This window comes from Gilliamella sp. BG7, assembly GCF_046635565.1.
GTDB classification, from domain to species: domain Bacteria; phylum Pseudomonadota; class Gammaproteobacteria; order Enterobacterales; family Orbaceae; genus Gilliamella; species Gilliamella apicola_P.
Map to the genome: position 1 here is coordinate 57,259 of NZ_JBIDFB010000001.1, position 21,404 is coordinate 78,662.

Annotated in this window: 16 protein-coding genes; 7 read left to right on the forward strand and 9 right to left on the reverse strand. The window is 32.4% G+C overall.

Translation table 11 applies throughout. From position 1 onward, the window contains the following. Nucleotides 1-14: 14 nt before the first annotated feature. A complete protein-coding gene (gene oxyR, locus ACGH49_RS00240; RefSeq protein ID WP_065608636.1) occupies nt 15-941 on the reverse strand; it encodes a DNA-binding transcriptional regulator OxyR in 927 nt (308 codons plus the stop codon). Nucleotides 942-1,377: 436 nt separating this feature from the next. On the opposite strand from oxyR, the gene pcnB reads away from it, so the two are divergent. The 6 genes from pcnB to sppA all read left to right on the forward strand — a co-directional run bounded on the left by pcnB (nt 1,378) and on the right by sppA (nt 10,011). Next, nucleotides 1,378-2,712: a polynucleotide adenylyltransferase PcnB gene (gene pcnB / locus ACGH49_RS00245; protein ID WP_081298126.1), complete on the forward strand. Its 1,335-nt coding sequence runs from the start codon at nt 1,378-1,380 to the stop codon at nt 2,710-2,712. A gap of 66 nt (nt 2,713-2,778) precedes the next feature. Further along, on the forward strand, nt 2,779-5,142 hold the full coding sequence (gene lptD / locus ACGH49_RS00250) for an LPS assembly protein LptD (RefSeq protein ID WP_411587781.1): 2,364 nt from the start codon (nt 2,779-2,781) through the stop codon (nt 5,140-5,142). A 79-nt stretch (nt 5,143-5,221) separates the two neighbouring features. Next, nucleotides 5,222-6,535, forward strand: coding sequence for a peptidylprolyl isomerase SurA (surA, locus tag ACGH49_RS00255; protein WP_411587783.1), 1,314 nt, complete (start codon nt 5,222-5,224; stop codon nt 6,533-6,535). Beyond that, complete coding sequence (gene rsmA / locus ACGH49_RS00260; protein ID WP_411587784.1) at nt 6,528-7,325, forward strand: 16S rRNA (adenine(1518)-N(6)/adenine(1519)-N(6))-dimethyltransferase RsmA; 798 nt, start codon at nt 6,528-6,530, stop codon at nt 7,323-7,325. Before surA ends, rsmA begins: the two co-directional genes overlap by 8 nt. Nucleotides 7,326-7,329: 4 nt before the next feature. Beyond that, entirely contained in the window at nt 7,330-8,148 is an 819-nt protein-coding gene (gene apaH / locus ACGH49_RS00265; protein WP_065608641.1) for a bis(5'-nucleosyl)-tetraphosphatase (symmetrical) ApaH, read from the forward strand. Between the two features lie 30 nt (nt 8,149-8,178). Continuing rightward, entirely contained in the window at nt 8,179-10,011 is a 1,833-nt protein-coding gene (gene sppA, locus ACGH49_RS00270; protein ID WP_411587785.1) for a signal peptide peptidase SppA, read from the forward strand. Nucleotides 10,012-10,081: 70 nt separating this feature from the next. Here sppA and ACGH49_RS00275 read toward each other — a convergent pair whose 3' ends face one another. The 5 genes from ACGH49_RS00275 to moaC all read right to left on the reverse strand — a co-directional run bounded on the left by ACGH49_RS00275 (nt 10,082) and on the right by moaC (nt 14,041). Continuing rightward, the gene (locus tag ACGH49_RS00275) at nt 10,082-11,923 is read right to left on the reverse strand and encodes a sulfatase-like hydrolase/transferase (RefSeq protein WP_411587786.1); all 1,842 of its coding nucleotides are present in this window, start codon (nt 11,921-11,923) and stop codon (nt 10,082-10,084) included. Between the two features lie 169 nt (nt 11,924-12,092). Beyond that, nucleotides 12,093-12,791 carry a Bax inhibitor-1/YccA family protein gene (locus ACGH49_RS00280; protein ID WP_411587788.1) on the reverse strand — a complete coding sequence of 233 codons (699 nt, stop codon included), beginning with the start codon at nt 12,789-12,791 and terminating at the stop codon, nt 12,093-12,095. Between the two features lie 60 nt (nt 12,792-12,851). Continuing rightward, nucleotides 12,852-13,295: a molybdopterin synthase catalytic subunit MoaE gene (moaE, locus tag ACGH49_RS00285; protein ID WP_411587790.1), complete on the reverse strand. Its 444-nt coding sequence runs from the start codon at nt 13,293-13,295 to the stop codon at nt 12,852-12,854. A gap of 4 nt (nt 13,296-13,299) precedes the next feature. Next, complete coding sequence (gene moaD / locus ACGH49_RS00290) at nt 13,300-13,545, reverse strand: molybdopterin synthase sulfur carrier subunit (protein ID WP_065560773.1); 246 nt, start codon at nt 13,543-13,545, stop codon at nt 13,300-13,302. Between the two features lie 10 nt (nt 13,546-13,555). Beyond that, nucleotides 13,556-14,041, reverse strand: a complete 486-nt coding sequence (gene moaC, locus ACGH49_RS00295) for a cyclic pyranopterin monophosphate synthase MoaC (RefSeq protein WP_411587792.1) — start codon at nt 14,039-14,041, stop codon at nt 13,556-13,558. Between the two features lie 201 nt (nt 14,042-14,242). On the opposite strand from moaC, the gene priA reads away from it, so the two are divergent. Then, the gene (priA, locus tag ACGH49_RS00300) at nt 14,243-16,411 is read left to right on the forward strand and encodes a primosomal protein N' (protein ID WP_411587794.1); all 2,169 of its coding nucleotides are present in this window, start codon (nt 14,243-14,245) and stop codon (nt 16,409-16,411) included. A gap of 44 nt (nt 16,412-16,455) precedes the next feature. Here priA and ACGH49_RS00305 read toward each other — a convergent pair whose 3' ends face one another. The 3 genes from ACGH49_RS00305 to lon all read right to left on the reverse strand — a co-directional run bounded on the left by ACGH49_RS00305 (nt 16,456) and on the right by lon (nt 21,324). Continuing rightward, a complete protein-coding gene (locus ACGH49_RS00305; protein ID WP_411587796.1) occupies nt 16,456-16,767 on the reverse strand; it encodes a ComEA family DNA-binding protein in 312 nt (103 codons plus the stop codon). A 153-nt stretch (nt 16,768-16,920) separates the two neighbouring features. Next, nucleotides 16,921-18,780, reverse strand: coding sequence for a SurA N-terminal domain-containing protein (locus ACGH49_RS00310; protein ID WP_411587798.1), 1,860 nt, complete (start codon nt 18,778-18,780; stop codon nt 16,921-16,923). A gap of 135 nt (nt 18,781-18,915) precedes the next feature. Beyond that, the gene (gene lon, locus ACGH49_RS00315; protein WP_411587799.1) at nt 18,916-21,324 is read right to left on the reverse strand and encodes an endopeptidase La; all 2,409 of its coding nucleotides are present in this window, start codon (nt 21,322-21,324) and stop codon (nt 18,916-18,918) included. Between the last annotated feature and the right edge of the window lie 80 nt (nt 21,325-21,404).

Here is a 21,404-nt window from a genome sequence, read left to right on the forward strand (position 1 = left end):
ATAGTTATCCATCCTTACATAACCTTGCTTAATAATCGCTCTTTTTCAGCAAAAACTTGGGGCATATGATCTCTAATCGTTTTAGCTATTGTTTCATAACGGGAACGTAATGGTGAACCAGGTCGATAGATGAAAGTAATACTACGTGATGGTACTGGGTCTGTACACGGAATATAGCAAATATTATCACGACTTCGCTCATTAGGTGCAGCTAGCTCTGGAAATAAAGTAATACCTCGACCAGCAGAAATCATACTTCGAAGTGTTTCAAGGCTAGTTGCTTTGAACTGTTTATCTTCATCAATACCAACTTGAAAGCAATACCCCATTGCATGATCTCGTAAACAATGACCATCTTCAAGCATCAAGAATTTTTTACCTTTTAAACTGGAAAGTTTAACTGTCTTTTTGCTAGTTAATTCATCAGTAGCAGGAACAGCTAAAAACATGGGTTCATCAAATAAAGGTAGTTCAATAAATTGTGATGTTTCTTTAACTTGCGCAACAATGGCACAATCAAGTTTACCACTTTCGAGTTGAGCAACAATATTAGCAGTTTGTGCTTCATGCAAGTAAAGTTCTAATTGAGGAAAAGATTCATGTAACACTGTAATGACATGTGGTAAAAGATAAGGCGCTATAGTAGGAATCAATCCTATATGCATTGGTCCAGACATTTCTTCACCTTGACGGCTAGCCATTTCTTTTAGGATTTGAATATTACGCAAAATCTCTTTAGCTTGTTCAACTAGCATCATTCCAGTTTGTGTAAATAATACTTTCCGGCTTGTACGCTCTAATAACATTACGCCTAATTCATCTTCTAATTTTCTGATCTGACCACTAAGTGTTGGTTGACTCACATTACAAGCATCAGCTGCCTTACGAAAATGGCAAAATTCAGCTAACGAAACAAAATATTCCAAATCACGAATATTCATAGTGTCCCCAATAAGTTATCAGTTAATGGTATATACTCAAACAACTTCCATTATGTGATGGTTATAAAAAATAACATCAAAAATCTCTTCATCATTTATTAAATTATCATGCGTTATAAATTATATTTTGTGAAGCAAATAAGTAAAAAGAAGTTCTGAGTACGGTTTTATTTCATTTTAATTAGCTAGTTAAAATACACTAACCACAGCAAAACAAAGTTTATTGCTTTTTATTAGATTTTATCAATATTACTATATAAAGCACTATTGTTGATAATTATGTTTAAAAAATCAAATAGAATATTTAAATTATCTATAAAAATACAATTTTATTGAGTAAAAATCACCAATTCCAAGAAACATGGAAACTTATTAGTAATTACGATATAATTGCCCGCTATATTGTATTAAGCCAAAAACCTTTTTGAGGTGTACTATTTTTAAACAAGTTTCACGCTTTTATCGAAAGTTTTTTCATAATGAAGAACAACAAAAAGTCGGTTATGTGTCTATTTCGCGTAATGAACATAATATATCTCGTAATGAGATTAGTGAAAACGCGTTAAAAGTCCTTTATCGATTAAATAGACAAGGGTACGAAGCCTATTTAGTAGGCGGGTGTATCAGAGATCTTACCTTGGGTAAAACACCAAAGGACTTTGATATCACAACTAATGCTACACCAGAACAAATTCAGAAAATTTTCCGTAACTGTCGCTTAATAGGAAAACGGTTTCGTCTTGCTCATATTATGTTTGGCAAAGAAATTATTGAAGTAGCTACTTTCCGTGGCGAGCACGACTCTCAAGAAAGACAAACCAATATTTCTAAACGATCCCAGTCAGGAATGCTATTACGTGATAATGTCTACGGAACTATTGAGCAAGATGCTATCCGTCGGGATTTCACTATGAATGCACTTTACTATAATGTAAATGACTTTACATTACGTGATTATTGCGGAGGATTGGAAGATTTACAAAAAGGAATTATTCGATTAATTGGCGATCCGCAAACACGTTATAGGGAAGATCCTGTTAGAATGCTAAGGACAGTCCGTTTTGCAGCAAAGCTGAACATGAAAATTGAGCCAGCTACTGCTAAACCAATTAAACAGCTTGCATCATTATTAAGAAACGTACCATCAGCACGACTTTTTGATGAGTCACTTAAACTATTACAAACTGGAAATGGTTACAAAACTTACAAGTTACTAAGAGAATATTGTCTTTTCAAACAACTATTTCCTGTTATTGAGCATCTGTTTGCTAACAATTCAAATAGCTACTTAGAAAAAATCATCGAACAAGTTTTAAAAAATACTGATTATCGTATTGCTAACAATAAACGGGTTAATCCCGCATTTTTATTTGCAGCCTTTTTCTGGTATCCAATAATTGAACAAACACAAGCAACATGTATCGAAAGTGGATTACCATTTCATGATTCGTTCTCAATGGCAATTAACGAAGTGCTAAGTGAACAATGTAAAAGTATTGCCATACCTAGACGCTTAACCACCATAATGGGAGATATATGGCGTTTACAATTACGTATGAAAAAACGGAGTGGTAAACGTGCGTTTGCCATTTTAGAACACCCTAAGTTTAGAGCTGCTTATGACCTTTTAGAAATGCGAGCCTCAATCGAAAAAGGAGAACTCTTGCAATTAGCTAGATGGTGGAATGAGTTTCAAAACACTTCACTCGAAAAAAGAATGGTGATGGTAAAACGGCTTAATAAAATAAATAAACGCACAGTGAAACGTTAATTTTTAATTCGCACTTTTATAAATAACCGCTATAATGTTGCAATCATAATAACTTTATAACCATTAATGAAAAAATTAACGCCTTCTCTTATTGCTATAGCCGTTACTCTTTCTTTGTATGATAGCTCTAGTTATGCTATAAATTTACCTAAAGTTGTAAGCGATAATCCTCAATGCCTTATTGACGTTCCGAAGTTTGATCGTCCTTTAGTTAATGGAGATATAAATACCTTACCTGTAAATGCTGAAGCAAACCAATTTGAAGCAATCAATCCAAATATCGCCATATATAAAGGTGAAGTATTATTAGAACAAGGCAACCGAACAGTTCAAGCAGATAAGGTAACAATTGACACTCAAGATAATAATAATCGAACCGTAACATTAGAGGGTGATATTATTTATCAAGATAATTTAATAAAAATGGAAGGCGATAATGCATCAATGAATCTAAATAACAATGATGCAAATATGAGCCCAAGTAAGTACTATCTTGTCAATAGACTTGGTCACGGTATAGCAGATAAAATACAACTTAGAAAGAATAGATATGTGATTTTAAAAAAAGGTAGCTTTACTTCATGTCCTACTAATGACAGTACATGGGACATTAAGGGAACAACGGTTATTCATGACAACGAAGAACAATTAGTAGAAGTTTGGAATGCTATATTCAGTATTGGCAAAGTACCTGTTCTATACTCACCTTATTTACAATTACCAACTGGTGATAAACGCCGTTCAGGATTGCTTATACCCAATTTAAGCTATGATAGTATTGATGGCATTGATTTTTCAATACCAATTTATTGGAATATTGCGCCAAATTATGATGCAACTTTTGTTCCAAGAGTTCTGCAAAATCGAGGTGTACAATTCCAAACAGAATTTCGCTATTTAAATGAAATAGGCTTGGGTACACTTGCATTTGATTGGCTACAGCATGATAGCAAATATAATAATGACAAAGATAGCCATTTTAATGGCAACAATTATGGCAATAATCGCCACCGCTGGTTATTTCATTGGAAAAATGATGAATTAATTAACTCTAATTGGCGTTTTTATGCGGATACAACTCGAGTCAGTGACAATCAGTATCTCACTAATCTAAATTCTAAATATGCATCCCAAACTGCAGGGTATTTAACACAGTCTTATAAAATAGCTTATAATAATGAGAATTGGGATATTACATTGGGATATAAGCATTTCCAGCCATTTCATTCTGAAGTGAAAGATTCACTTTATCAAACTGAACCACAATTAGATATAAACTATTATAATTATGATTTTGGTCCACTTAAATTTAAAACATTTTCGCAAATATCTCATTTCTTAAGTTCAGGAAAAAATAATCCTAAAGCCTGGCGAACCCATATTGAACCAACTGTTGATTATACAGTAACAAATACATGGGCTACATTAACAACCTCAGGTGGCTTTATGGCAACACGCTATAATCAAAATAATATTAAAAGAAATATTTATAAATATAAATATTTAGAAAAGAACGTAAATCGTTTTTTACCTAAATTTAGTATTGACGGTAAAGTTATTTTTGAGCGTGAGATACCTTTTAGTGATGGTTATGCACAAACTTTAGAACCACGAATAAAATACATCTATATTCCATACCGAAATCAATCGAATATTGGGGCTTATGATTCTACTATATTGCAATCAGATTATATTGGATTATTTAGAGATCAACCGTATAGCGGTTTAGATAGAATAGCTTCAACAAATAAAGTATCAACTGGCGTAACAACTCGGTTTTATGATAAGAAAAAAGTTGAAAAATTTAACTTATCAATTGGTCAAATTACTTATTTTACTAAATCAAAAACGAGTGAACATAATAACGGTTTAGATGAAAACTCTGATACAGGCAGTATTACTTGGGCAACAGATAATTTTTGGCGACTAAATGATGATATGATATTTAGAAGCGGTGTTCAATATGATACTCGAATTGATACAATTTCATTAGCCAATGCAATATTTGAATTCCGACCAACTAATGATAAGTTAACACAATTATCTTATCGCTATGCAAATCGTAATTATATTGATACAGTTGATAAAAATTCTTTTTATAAAGGTTATAAACAAGATATTTCTCAAGTAGGAATAATGACTGCTTGGCCATTATCACAAACAGTCAGTGCTGTTGGTTCATATTATTATGATGTTAAATTAGGGCAATCCGTAGATAGTTTTGTAGGATTGCATTACAGTGATTGTTGTTGGGGTACCTCGGTACAATATGGTAGAAAACTAACGGATTGGGACAATATTTCTAAAAAAAGTAAGTATGAAAATAAGTTATCCATCAACTTCGAATTAAAAGGATTAAGTAACAATCGAGATACCAGAGCTAAAATGCTCAATTTTGGAAAGCTACCATATAACACAACATTTGAATAAAATATTTTTAGTAAAAATAGATTACCAATAAATTAATTGCAAACTGTCTATACTGAAAAACAAAGTGAGTTAAGTTAATATGAAATTATTAAAATTATTTATTACATTAAACCTAAGCATAGCTCTAGGAATTATAACTCCATTATCTGCCAATGCCGTACCTAAACTTGTAGAACAGGTTGCTGCAGTTGTTAATAACAATGTCATTTTAGAAAGCGATGTTAATGATATGTTAAAAACAATTAAAGCTACTACCGATGCACAAAATCTACCTAATGATAAAGTACTTAGACAACAAATTATTGATCGTTTAATTATTGAAAATCTAATTTTACAGAAAGCAGCTAAAGCTAAAATCTCTGTTAGTGATAACGAGGTTACTGACGCTATTGATAGAATCGCAACTGAAAATGGTATGGATATAGATCAACTTAGAAGTAGACTTTCGACAATGGGAATAAGTTATAGTGCTTACCGAGAAAGAATCCACAATGATATGTTAATGGACAAAACGCGGATGCACGAAGTTAGGTCAAGAGTTAAAATTTCAGAAAAGGAAGTTGAAAACTTAGCTAAAAATATTGCTCAACAACCAACCAATAATATTGATGTGAAAATTAGCCATATCTTAATTTCTATTCCAGAAAAAGCATCTAAACAACAAATTGATAATGCTACAAATAAAGCACAAGATATTATTAATCGGATTAGAAAGGGAGAAAGCTTTGCTAAATTAGCCACTTCATATTCAAACGATGATTTTGCATTAAAAGGTGGCAGTATGGGTTGGCATAAACTTAATGAATTACCTACTATCTTTGAAGAACGGTTAGTACGAGCTCCAAAAGGTAGTATTATTGGACCTATCCGTTCTGGGGTTGGTCTGCATATTCTAAAAGTTGATGATACCCGTTCAGAAGCATCGAGAACTGTCACAATTGAAGAGGTAAATGCACGCCATATATTGATTAAAACAAATGTATTAGTCACCGACCAAATCGCAAAACAAAAATTAATTGATATCCGTAAAGCAATCGCCAGTGGAGCCACAACCTTTGAAGCTGCTGCTAAAGCTAACTCTGAAGATACAGGTTCAGCAAGTAAAGGGGGCAACTTAGGTTGGAACCGTCCTGAAATTTATGATAATAGCTTTAGAACTGCTCTGATTCAGTTAAAAAAAGGAGAAATTAGCCAACCAATAAAATCAGCTTACGGTTGGCACTTAATCCAATTAATTGATAAAAGAAAAGCTGATGGAACAAATGCAATGAATAAAGATCAAGCTTATCGACTCATTTTTAATCGTAAATTTTCTGAAGAAGCCCAAGTATGGATTCAAGAAATAAAAGGCGACGCTTATATTAAAATTACAGGTGAAGATAAACATGAATAACCGTGTTCACCAAGGGCATTTTGCCCGTAAAAGATTTGGACAAAATTTTTTACATGATGATTACATTATCGAAAGTATTGTTTCAGCTATACAACCTAAAACAGATCAAGCACTGGTTGAAATTGGTCCTGGACTTGCAGCACTAACGATACCTATCAGTAAACATATTGATCATTTGACAGTTATAGAGATAGACAGGGATCTAGCTAGTAGGTTAATTGAAAATCCATTTTTAAATAATAAACTAACTGTTATTGAACAAGATGCCCTAACCTTTGACTTTAATCAGTTAGCCGATCAACTAGGAAAACCATTAAGAGTGTTTGGTAACTTACCTTATAATATCTCGACACCATTAATGTTTCATTTATTTAAACATGCAAATATCATCACTGACATGCATTTCATGCTACAAAAAGAAGTAGTAACTCGCTTAGTTGCATCGCCTAACAGTAAACATTATGGTAGATTAAGCGTTATGGCTCAATATTATTGTCAAATCATTCCTGTTCTTGAAGTACCACCAGCATCATTTAAACCTGCTCCAAAAGTTGACTCTGCTGTTGTTAAATTAACACCTTATAAAGAAAAGCCTTATCTTGTTAATGATATAAAAATACTTTCTCGCGTAACTACAGAGGCATTTAACCAACGTCGTAAAACTATCCGTAACAGTTTAAGTAACTTGTTTACTGTTGAACAATTAACTGAATTAAATATTGATCCTAATTTACGTGCCGAAAATTTAACAGTACAACAATACTGCCAACTGGCAAACTCATGGAGTTAACAGGATGGCAAACTTACTTATTGGTGATATTCATGGTTGTTATGATGAGTTTATGCGTTTACTTGAAAAAGCAAAATTCTCATCATCGGATATTTTATGGCTAACAGGAGATCTAGTTGCCAGAGGTCCAAAATCATTAGAAGTTCTAAGATTTGTTAAACATAATGCTAACCAAATTCGATTGGTATTAGGTAATCATGACCTACATTTATTATCAATTTATGCCAATGTTACCCCTTCTAAAAAGAAGGATAATCTTGATGAAATTATTCGTGCACCAGATTTTAGTGAATTAATGGAATGGCTGCGTAGACAGCCATTGGTCCAAATTGACGAATCATTAAAGTTAATTATGACCCACGCTGGTATTTCACCACAATGGGATATCGAAACACTAAAAAAATGTGCTTATGATCTGAATGTTATGCTATCTAGTGATTCCTATATCCTATTCCTTGATAAAATGTATGGCAACTTTCCGGATGAATGGTTTCCTGAACTACAAGGATTAGATAGATTGCGTTATATTGCTAATGCATTAACTCGTATGCGTTTTTGTTATGAAGATGGTCGATTAGATTTTTATTACAAAAAATCACCTGAGCAAGCACCTTCAAAACTTAAACCGTGGTTTTTATTACCAAGCAAAATTCCAAACGAGTATGCAGTCGCCTTTGGCCACTGGGCTGCATTAAATGGAAAAGGTACACCAGATAATGTTTATGCACTTGATACAGGATGCTGTTGGGGTGGAAAATTAACATGCTTAAGATTTGAAGATAAAAAATACTTCAAAAAGAAAAATATTGAAGCAAAAAATTAGATAAACTATCTATGAAAAGGATCATTTATTATGTCTGCTTTACCTGTCATTAAATCAATATGGAAAGTGATTAACTTAATAAGGGAAATATTTCTTAATCTAATATTTCTAATTATTATTATTTTAATCTTTAGCGTCATCGCATTAATCAAAGAAACACAAGAACAAGAACTTGTTCCACAATATGGAACACTGGTATTAGATATTGAAGGGGTGATTGTTGACAACACACTTTACGGTGATGAAATTTATGCTTTACAAAGCAAAATTTATGGTAAAAAAGTAAATACCTCTCGTGAAAATGGTTTATTTGAGCTAACTCAAAAAATAGCTCAAGCAACAGCAGATCCAAAGATTACAAGTATGGTTATTAAATTAGATCATTTTGTTGGCGCTGATATGAGTTCGCTACAATATATTGGTAAATATTTAACCAAATTTAGTAAGGCGAATAAACCAATTTATGCTTATGGTTCCAATTTTAATCAAAGCCAATATTATTTAGCTAGCTATGCTGATAAAATATATTTAACACCACTTGGTTCAGTTAATGTATACGGGTTAGCAGCTAACAACCTATACTATAAAACCTTATTTGATAATTTAAAAATTAACACTCATGTTTTTAGAGTAGGAACTTATAAGTCAGCCATCGAACCATTTATTCGTGATGATATGTCAGAAGAGGCAAAAAGCAATACAACACGTTGGCTAACACTTATGTGGAACAATTATCTTCAAGACATTTCAACACAACGGAAAAAAGCCGGTACCCAATTGGTTCCAGCGCCAGAAACTATGTTGACCAACTTAAAAGCAGTTAATGGTAATATGACCAAATATGCTATATCTAATGGGTTGATCGATGAAATTGCATCTAATTACCAATTTGAATCTGAGCTTAATAAGCAACATCAAATCAGCATTTATGATTATCAACTTAAGTCAAAAGATACAAATTTAGATGGTGATAACGGAAGCAATAAACCACTAATTGCGGTTGTATTTGTAAATGGCACTATTACCAATGGGGAAAATAGTAGTAATATCGCTGGTAGTCAAGACATTGTTGAACAATTGAGAAATATCCGTATAAATTTAAATAAACATAACACACAAGCAATAGTATTGCGAGTAAATAGCCCGGGAGGGAGTGTGGATGCGTCAGAAGCAATTCGTAGTGAATTAGAAGCATTACGTGATTACCAAATTCCTGTTGTTATCTCCATGGGCGGAATGGCTGCATCTGGTGGATACTGGATATCAACCGCGTCAGATTACATAGTTGCAAGCCCAAATACAATTACCGGTTCTATTGGTATCTTCGGTATTATTCCAACATTCGAAAAATCTTTATCTCATATTGGTGTTTATAGCGATGGTGTAACTACTTCTTCACTAGCAAGTAATAACTTTACGCAAGATCTATCAACCGAAATGAATCAATTAATTCAATTAAATATTGATAATGGCTATCAAACATTTATTTCGTTAGTAGCAAAAGCACGAAATATGACAACCGAACAAGTCGATAAAATTGGACAAGGACAAGTTTGGTTAGGTTCAGAAGCAAGTAAAATTGGACTTGTTGATAAATTAGGTGACTTTGATGATGCCATTGAAACAGCAGCAACATTAGCTAATTTAACTGATTATGAAATTGACTGGCAAAAGCCAAAAGGAAATTGGTTTAGTGCATTTTATTCAGATATGATAGCCATGTTGCCTAAATCAACGGCAGAAATATTTTTTGAACAACTTCCTGCAACAAAACAACTTCAACAGCATGTTTCTTTATGGAATAGGTTTAATGATCCACTAAATCGCTATATTTATTGCTTAAATTGTGCTGATGTTCGTTAATATACTTAGTTCATTTCCGCCACATTTGTGGCAGATAATGTTTCTTTCTTTACGCTTAATGAATAATTAATTATTTATTATTTATTAAGCTATTTTTTGCTGATTGAGAAAAATAACGCATATGATTCATTGCTTCTTGAATATATTGATAATTTGGCACTTCATCAACTTCACGATTATGTAAATCCATATAATGACTAATACCTAATCGATTAACAAGATAAATATTATCAGATGTTCTCACCGCATAAGAGCTATAATTAGACATCAAAAGCCAGTTACGTTCAGTTATAGAATTAAATAAATCATAACCTGTCGAATAATCACTTATATCATTTTTCACATATAAATAATGTTTCATTAGGGTTGGAACGACATCTTCATGGCTTGTTATTTTTGTACTATTATTTTTCAGGCTCTCTAATTCTTTACCACCAATAATAATAAAAGGCACCTTTGTTTGTGCATCCGTATAATTACCATTATGCCCCCAAAATCCTAATTTATTATCATTCATCTCTTGAGCATGATCACCTGTAATAATCAATATTGTATTATCTAACGAACCTGATTCTAAAAGCTCATCATAAATATTTTGTAGTAAATAATCATCATAATAAACACTTTGCTTGTAACGATTAAAAATAGGCAAAGGATCGGTGTCATTACTCAATGTCATATAATTAAGATCCCCAATAGGTTTGAACTTCACATAAAAATCATTAGGAAAATCATAAGCATGAGGAGAATCATAAAATAAAAAAGAAAATGTCGGTCTAGATGTATCTCGTAGTTTATACCATGCAAGCCAATCATCAGTGATTTGTTTATCTCGATTAGATGCCGAACCATCTTTACTACTAATTCTTAAATTTTTAATGGTAACAAAGGCTGTTCGATCAAATTCTGGAGCAGTTACTTTAGCTGACGTAAAAATCCCAATATTATAGTTTTCTTTCTGTAGTGTTGTGATAAAGAGTGAAGGAACACTATTTCGTAAAAATGAATCCCAATAAGTACCTGGAATACCATAAAACAAACCAAAAATACCTGTACGTGTTGCATTACCAGTTGAATAATGGTTATCAAAAATAACCCCATTATTCTGCTTAACAAAACGAAATGTATTAGGCGAAATTTCTTCACTAAACGTATCATATCGCCAAGAATCCAAAACAATAAACATAATATTTTTAGTTTTTTTATTTTCCGGATTAATCACTAAAGGATTTTTGGGGTAATCAACACTAGCATTACTATTATCTTTGTTATACACGACTTTTCGTTGCCCTTTTTCATCAAAAAAATTCATGATTCTTTTTGACGTAAATGGTCGATAAAGTGGAATATATTCTTTCACTACCATAATAGGCGAATAAGCATAATAAAATGCAATCATGTGCACAACATGACTAATTAAAAATGAACTAAAAAGAAATATTGTTGATAATAAAACAATTCTTGAATTTTTATGCAATGAAGTTAATTTGTTATTGAGCAAGTAAAGAATAAAATACTCGGTGCAAAATACAACAACAATAAGCGTAAACATTAAAAAATAGGTAATTACCGAAAAATCGACAACCTGTCCAGACAAAACCATGGATAAGACAGATTGATTTACGTGAAATCGATACTGTTGAAATACAATAGTATCGATATATAATCCAATTTGAATAAAGCTAAATATTGCAGCTAAAATAATATTGCGAATAGCTTGTTTAAACCATAAAAGAGGTATACAAACAACCAAAAGTAATGAATAAGCCGAGAAAAAATGCCCCAATACAGCAAATATTGAAAATGCCACACTCGGCCAATTAAATGATGCCTCAGGGACAAGAAAGAAACGAATTGATAGTATTGATGAAATAAATAGATTAATTAAGGCAAAATAGTATAATTTTTTCATAGTGTTAAGTAAGTTATTAATTCATTATAATAAGAATTTTACTGTATTTTATATTGAAACATAGTCTTTCCTGAAACTTTTTAACAAACTAGCACTAAAAAATACGATTCTAATAAAATTTTAACAAAAAAGGCTCAATTTAGAGCCCTTTTAGTTGAATTAAATGCAATTATCGGCGATCTGCAAAAATTCTTAACAACATAATGAATAAGTTAATAAAATCAAGATAAAGGGTTAGTGCACCTAAAATAACAAATCTCCTAAACATATTAGGATCATCCTGCGATAATTGATCGCCTAACTCTTTCAGTTTTTGTGTATCATAAGCTGTTAATCCAGCAAAAACAAATACACCAACATACGTAATAGCCCACATCAACGGCTGGCTTTGCATGAAGATATTAACGAGAGAAGCGATTACAATACCCACTAATCCCATAAATAAAAAGCGTCCAAAACTAGACAAATCACGTTTAGTGGTATACCCATAAAAAGCCAAAACTGCAAACATTCCAGCAGTAATAAAAAATACACTTGCTATTGATGATGAAGTATAAACAATAAAGTAAATCGAAAATGTGCAACCATTTAAAACCGAATAAAGCATGAATAATGTTGTCGCAACAGATCCAGAGAGACGATTAATCAATCCAGAAATGGCAAAAACTAAAGCAAATTCAGCAATAAGCAATACCCACATACCTTGATATAAAACGTTCAAAAGCTCATAGTTATTGGATGCAAACCAAGCAACCAGAGCTGTTAATAGTAATCCGACGGTCATCCAACCATAAACATGACTCATGTATGTTTGCACGCGATTACTAGATTGTTCAATAATCGAACCATTAGGTGAATAATTTCTCATTAATTACCTCTCGTTAAAAAAGAATGACATAACTTAATATCATTATATACTAAATAAATACTAATACCATTTTCCCAATGCTTCTTTATCTGTTTTTTTAGCTTTTACCCAAGTTTCGCCTTGAGGCGTTCGCTCTTTCTTCCAAAAAGGCGCTTCGTTCTTTAATATATCCATTATGAATTCTGCGGCTGCAAAGGCATCTGAACGGTGTGCACTACTTGTTCCCACAAAGACAATCTTTTCATTTGCGCTAATTTCACCTACTCGATGAATTACCGCAACTCGGCTTAATTGCCACCGTTCTCTAGCTTGGGCTATGATATTAGCCAAGACTTTCTCTGTCATTCCTGCATAATGTTCTAAAAATAAACTTATTATTTGTTTTTCATTACTACGAACTTTGCCCATAAAAGAGACAACAGCACCATCTTGTGGTAATTGTGAAAGCCAGTCGTTTAGCTTATTAACATCAATCGGCTGCTCACTAACATTGATAAGATCCATAATGTTATCCACCTGTTACAGGAGGAAAGAAAGCAATTTCATCACCTTCTTTCACAATATAATCAAAATCAACCAAAGTTTGATTTACAGCGCATAAAACAGAGTTTTCCTTAAATGCCAAAAACCATTGTTCACCACGTTCACTTAACTGATCGATAAGATAGGAAACTGAAAGTTGATTAGCATCTAACATAACACTCTCAGTCCCAACTAATTCTCTAATTTGAGCGAAAAAAATAACTTTATTCATTTTCTATCTATTAAACCTTTTGGGCAATAAAATCACCTGACCTACCACCACTCTTCATCAACAATCTTACTTGAGAAATCACCATATCTTTTTGAACCGCTTTGCACATATCGTAAATGGTTAAAGCTGCAACAGATGCGGCAACCATTGCTTCCATTTCAACACCAGTTTGCCCATTCAATCGACAAAACGATTGAACTCGGACACAATTTTTTATTTGATCTACTTCTATGTTAATTTCAATTTTACTCAAAAAAAGTGGATGACAAAGCGGAATAAGCTCCCAAGTCTTTTTAGCAGCTTGAATCCCTGCAATTCTTGCTGTTGCAAAAACATCGCCTTTATGATGTTTACCCTCAATAATCATCTTCAGTGTTTCAGCATTCATTAAGACTAATGACTCAGCTCTTGCTTCGCGTGTTGTTATTAGTTTTTCTGAGACATCAACCATATAGGCTTCACCTCGCTGATTAATGTGCGAAAATGATTCACTCATCCTTTAATCCTTAATACTTTATTAATCATCAATTTTACCAAGATAGCAAATTTTATTAATAGTTACTACTAATCCTTTTTAAGCTATTGATGTAATAAATCTAGATGAATAAAAACTAGATTGTTTTTATAACTTTTGCGGGTTATATAAAAACTGCGTACAATATAGCTTTATATAAATTATAATACCTGTGATTTTTTAATGCTTATCGCTCATATAGCCTTACCTGTACCACTTTACCAAATATTTGATTATCAATTAACTAAACCAGCTCAAGTTGGAATGCGGGTTAAAGTTCCTTTTGGTAAACGTGACGCAATAGGAATTATTGTTAGTATTGATGAAAAAACTGAATTTGATATTAAAATCTTAAAAACAATTACAACTGTTATTGATACAGAACCTGTTTTTACGCCTTCTATTTGGCGGTTATTGAACTGGGCCGCTAATTATTACCATTATCCTATTGGCGAAGTTCTTTTTCATTCTATACCTGTTTTATTACGACAAGGGCGAAAAGCAATCAAGGAAGACATCAAACGATGGCAATTAACTCAATTGGGTAAAAATATTGATTTAAAATCATTATCACGGACTCCGAAACAAAAATTATTATTATCATCATTCAGAAATAATACTCCTTCTGAAAATGAAGTAAGTAGTACTATCTATCAAGAATTACAGAAAAAAAATCTTATAGAACAAGTGAACTGTCAATCAAATAATATTCAATGGCAAACCAATTTTTCAACAAATACTAGTTCAATTCAGCTAAATAAAGAGCAGACCTATGCTATAGAAACAATCAACAAAAAAAATCATCAATTTGAAGTATTTTTATTAGAAGGAGTGACTGGTTCGGGTAAAACAGAAGTATATTTAAATATACTATCTAATATATTAGCTACAGGTAAGCAAGCATTAGTACTAGTTCCAGAAATTGGGTTAACGCCACAAACAATTGGACGTTTTAAAAAACGCTTTAATGCGCCAATTGATATTTTGCACTCAGGATTAACAGATATACAAAGACTCACTGTTTGGCTAAGAAGTAAACGTGGTGAAAATGCTATTGTTGTTGGTACTCGCTCATCACTTTTTACTCCCTTTAAAGACTTAGGAATGATTATTATTGATGAAGAACATGATAGCTCCTATAAACAACAAGAAGGTTGGCGTTATCATGCCCGAGATTTAGCAATTATTCGAGCAAAATTTAACAATATTCCAATTGTTTTAGGCTCCGCAACACCGTCGCTTGAAACACTCAATAATGCACAAAATCACAAATACCATTTATTACAATTAACCGAAAGAGCCGGTAATGCAATGCTAGCCAAACAGTCAATTTTGGATCTGCGTGGGTTAGCACTTACTGCTGGTTTATCTCAACCATTAATTGAACAAATAAAAAAGCATTTATCTAATAATAATCAGGTAATGCTATTTTTAAATCGCCGAGGCTTTTCACCATTGTTAATATGCCATGACTGTGGATGGATTGCTGAATGTCCTCGCTGTGATAGACCTTATACACTACATCAAAAACAACACAAACTTATATGTCATTATTGTGATACACCAAGGGCGGTTCCTAAACAATGCCCAAAATGTGGATCAACTCATTTAATGCCAATTGGATTTGGAACAGAACAACTTGAACAACAACTTGAAATCCTCTTTCCTAATATTAAAATTAGCCGCATTGATCGAGACACAGTGAATAAAAAAGGCGCATTAGATAACTATTTACAAAGTATTCAACAAGGTGGCGCACACATTTTAGTTGGCACGCAAATTTTAGCTAAAGGGCATCATTTCCCGGATGTAACTTTAGTTGGAATTGTCGATGTTGATGGGGCATTATTCTCAAGTGATTTTAGGGCAACTGAGCGATTTGCACAAATTTATACTCAAGTATCAGGAAGAGCAGGTCGTGAAACTAAAGCTGGACAAGTTATTTTACAAACATATCATCCAGATCACCCTTTACTCAATATTTTACTAACTCAAGGTTATGAAAAATTTGCCAAACTAACGTTACATGAACGGCAACATACACAATTACCGCCATTTAGTTACCAAACATTAATTCGTGCAGCTGATCGTAACAATCATTACGCTCCAACATTTTTACAGCATGTGCATGATTGGTTAAAAGAACATAGCAATAATACTTTATGGCAGCTGGGGCCAATGCCTGCAAGTCAACCAAAGAAAGCAGGATATCATCGTTGGCAATTACTACTTCAACATACAAGTAGGCAACAATTACAGAAAATTTTGGATCAACTATTAATAGTAATAGGAAAATGGAGTGAAACATCAAAAGTAAGATGGAGCATTGATGTTGATCCCATTGATAATTAGATTGATATTATCTCCACCAATAATTAATTAGTGGAGATAACAAATTATAATATTATTTTACCAGCGTTTTTATCCAATGTTGCCTGCCCAATACCTGAGACTTCTTTTAATTGCTCAACTGAAACAAAAGGGCCAAACTTTTCTCGGTATTCTATTATCTTCTGAGCTTTACTTGTTCCAATCCCAGTTAATACTTTTGATAATTCTTCTGCTGTTGCAGTATTAATGTTTACTTGAACAACTTGTTTCTGTTCTTGTTTAACAGCCGTATGTGTTTCAGGAACCGAATTAGCAAAACTTATACTCGAAAAAGTAAGACTTGATAACATGATACATAATAGTGAAAATACTTTCATTTGATTAACCTCATAAAATAGTTCCGCAAGTAAATTTGCTTTATAACTATCTCACTTAATCAAATAAAAAAATTTCATTAATAATAAAAATGAGAAAAGCCACCAAGGTGACTTTTCTTTTTTTCAATTATTTCTATTATTTGGGGAATTAAATCACAAATTAGAATCAGGCATAATTTCTATCTTAGCTTTAGAGCGTATGTCAGCAGCAAGATAATAATGCGTATTACTAATGAATAACGGTAACAACTCAGAAGAAATATCTTTATATTCTGGTGTGTCGACTTTAGTTAGTGCGACAATATCAGCATTTTTATCATCTAAAAATTCCACGCCATAAACAGTTTTACCCGATGGAGAAGGACTTAAATTAAAGACCATATTAACAACTTTTTCATCGAGTTCTGTTGAATTTCGATTCAAAGTATATTTTTTTGCAAATTTTACATTTTTAGCTTTTCCAGTTTCATCCAGTTGAATCAATATATTATCAACACTAGATTTAAACTGGTTTTGAACCATTTCTGTAAAAAGTTTTTTATGGATATCATCTTTAACTTCATCAAATGGTGCGATACCTTCAGGACGATAATCAACAGTTTGTACAACAAAATCATACTTCCCGTATTTTCTGTCTACAGGTATTAAATCAGAAATTTTATTCGTCACCCTATCATCAACTATCATTTCTTCACTAAAAATTACATCTCTAATTTCAGGATGAGAAACAATTGATGACTTATCATTGAAAGACATCCAATCAGAAATCTTTACTTCAAGTCCAACTTTGTTAGCAACCTCTTCGATGCTCTTAGGTGTTTGGCTAAGTATAGTTTTAATTTTATTTTCTTCACTTTCTAAAGCTTGTTCTATTTTTTGTTTAGTAAGTTTTGACTCAATTTGATATTTCACATAATCAAAATCCATGAATTTTTTAGGTTGTATACCATCTAATTTCACTATTAAATAACCATCATCAACATTGATTGGTAATGAAATATCTCCGACTTTTTTCAGCTGGGCATCTTTAAAAACTTGAGGTAAAGAGTCATCATCAGCAAACCAACCTAATGAACCATTCTTACCATATGGAGAAATATCATTATTTTGGTTAACAATGTTAACAATATTCTCAAAATTTCTTCCAGAAAGAAGATCTTTTGCAATATTATCAGCTCGCTCTTTGTCAGTAACAAAAATTACACTATAAGCTTTCTTGGGCGGATATGAATAAGTTTTGATATTTTTATCATATTCATTTTTAATTTCTTTTTCAGTAACACTAATTGTTTTTCTCAAGATATCATCAGAAGTAACAATATACTTAACTTTTACACGCTCATTTTTAAAAAAATCTTTTAAATGTTCGTTATAATATTTTTGTTCATCATCTAACGTAATATTTGACTCATCAATATCACTTACAGAAGTATTAACAGAAGTAGCGTATACGCTTCTAGTTTGATTTTTGAGAGATGATATTTCAGAATCAATAGGCAGAATAAAACTACTATTTGTTATGGCATTAACAACTTGTTGTTGCTGTAGTACTGTTCTTATGATTTCAGCATAACTATCTGGAGTAAAATTATTTTCAGCTAGTAGGTTTAAATATGTCTGATTATCAAATTTACCATTTTTAAAAAATTCTTTTTGTTTTTTAATAAATTTTTTAATTTGATCATTACTAATAGCTGCACCAATCTTTTGGGAAAATTTATAAGCTAAATAATTATCAATTTGATAGGATAATACCTTACGGCGCAGTTGTTTTATAAAAAAATTGTCACCTCCAGCATTAGCTGTCACTGTTCTAGCTTGAGCTTCAAATTCGGCTCGACTGATACCGTCACCATCAACTTTTGCGATGTATTTCTGTTGATCTAGTGCGCTAGTATTACCACCTCCAAAGCCTAAAAATCCGACGCCTGTGAAAATAAAACATACGATAATTATTGCAAAAATAATCTTAACCACAATATTATTTGCTGCTGTTCGGATTGTTTCCATCATTTCTTGCGACTCTCCATATACCTAATGTTGAATTATAAAAGTATAGCATATTTAACTAAATTGGCTATTGTACGAATGTTAAGTCTACAAAAAAGATCAACATAAAGTTGATCTTTTATATATAGTATTAAGTTACTAGTTCAATATTACAGAACTATCAATACTGTTTTTTAATTTCTTAATAGTTTTTTTAGTTATTGGCTCTATACCAAATGGATTATTTTGTAGTGCAATTGTGAGTACTTCATCAATCCATTTTACTGGATGAATATTAACTTCAGATTTTACATTAACAGGAATTTCTTCCAAGTCTTTAACATTATCCATAGGGATCAAAACGGTTTTAATTCCACCTCGGTGTGCAGCTAGTAACTTCTCTTTTAGCCCTCCTATAGGTAAAACTTCACCACGTAAAGTTATTTCACCTGTCATAGCAACATCAGATCGAACAGGATTACCTGTTAAGGTTGAAATAAGTGATGTACACATTGCAATACCTGCACTTGGTCCATCTTTTGGAGTTGCTCCATCAGGTACATGGACATGGATATCACGTTTTTCATAAAAATCACTATTTATGCCTAATTTTTCAGCACGTGATCGAACAACTGTCAGTGCTGTTTGAATTGACTCTTGCATAACCTCGCCTAATGAACCTGTATAAGTTAATTTTCCTTTACCTAATACACTTACTGATTCAATTGTAAGTAAGTCTCCGCCAACTTCTGTCCACGCAAGACCAATAACCTGACCAATTCGGCTTTCATTATCCGTTTTTCCGTAATTAAAACGCTGTATTCCCAAAAAATCTTTTAAGTTAGCCTGTGTAACCGTTACTTTTTTTAATTTTTTATCTAATGCTAATTGTTTAACAACCTTACGGCAAATTTTTGCAATCTCTCTCTCTAAGCTTCGAACTCCTGCTTCCCGCGTATAATATCGAATAATTCCCATAATAGCTGGATCATCAATACTAATTTCTTTTGATTTTAAACCATTATTTTCTATCTGCTTAGCAATTAAATGTTGCTTTGCTATATTCAATTTTTCATCTTCTGTATAACCAGAAAGGCGAATAACTTCCATTCTATCCAATAATGGCGCAGGAATATTCATAGAGTTAGCAGTTGCAACAAACATCACATCAGATAAATCGTAATCGACTTCTAAATAATGGTCACTAAAAGCATTATTTTGTTCTGGATCAAGGACTTCTAATAAAGCAGATGCAGGGTCACCACGCATATCCGATGCCATCTTATCTACTTCATCCAATAAAAATAACGGGTTTTTAACTCCTACTTTGACCATACGCTGAATTAATTTACCCGGCATCGAACCAATGTAAGTACGTCTATGTCCGCGTATCTCAGCCTCGTCGCGCACGCCACCAAGCGCCATTCGTATATACTGACGTCCTGTTGCTTTAGCTATCGATTGGCCAAGTGATGTTTTCCCTACCCCTGGAGGACCAACTAAACATAAAATTGGACCTTTAACTTTATTGACACGACCTTGAACTGCTAAATATTCTAAAATTCTATCTTTTACTCGTTCAAGACCATAATGATCTTTATCTAATACTTTTTGTGCAACTTCAATATCTTTTTTAATTTTACTACGCTTATACCAAGGAACTTGAATCATCCAATCAATATAGCTACGAACAACCGTTGCTTCTGCAGACATTGCCGGCATCATTTTTAATTTATTAAGCTCAGCTAATGCTTTATCCGTAGCTTCTTTAGGCATTTTTGCCTTAGTAATTTTTTCTTTTAATTCTTCATATTCATCAGGCTTATTATCTATATCTCCTAATTCTTTATGAATAGCTTTAATTTGCTCGTTGAGGTAATATTCCTTTTGAGCTTTCTCCATTTGCTGTTTAACTCGTTGTCGAATATTTTTCTCAACTTGTAATAAATCAATTTCTGATTCCATCAATGAAATAAGCAATTCAAAACGCTTTACAAGATTTGCTGTTACTAAAATCTCTTGTTTTTGATCAACTTTCAAAAATAGAGATGCAGCAATAGAATCAGCCAAACGAGATGGTTCTTTAAGTAAACGGATAGAATCAACAACTTCCTGAGTTACTTTTTTGTTAAGTTTTGCATATTCATCAAAGTTGGATAAAGTTAGGCGTATCATAGCTTCACTTATATCATCAGCTTTTTTTACTTCACTAAATGACTTAACTTTTGCAATAAAAAATTCATTGTTATCGCGTTCAACAACATCAATCATTTTAGCTCTTTCAACACCTTCAACAAGAACTTTTACTGTTCCATCAGGTAATTGAAGTAACTGTAAAACATTAGCAACAGTTCCAACATCATATAAATCATCTATATCTGGATCATCTTGGGAAGGGTTTTTTTGAGTTACAAGAAAGATTTGCTTATCCATTTCCATTGCACTTTCTAAGCAACGTATTGATTTACTTCTACCAACAAAGAGAGGAATTACCATATGTGGAAATACAACAACATCACGCAATGGTAAAATAGGCATAATCATATGTTTAGTTCGTTTTGTTTTCATTTTATTCTCTCTAGTTGTATAAACCCATTAAATAAATATTGGGATCATTTTTGGATATTCAAGCCTATCTTTTTTGCTTT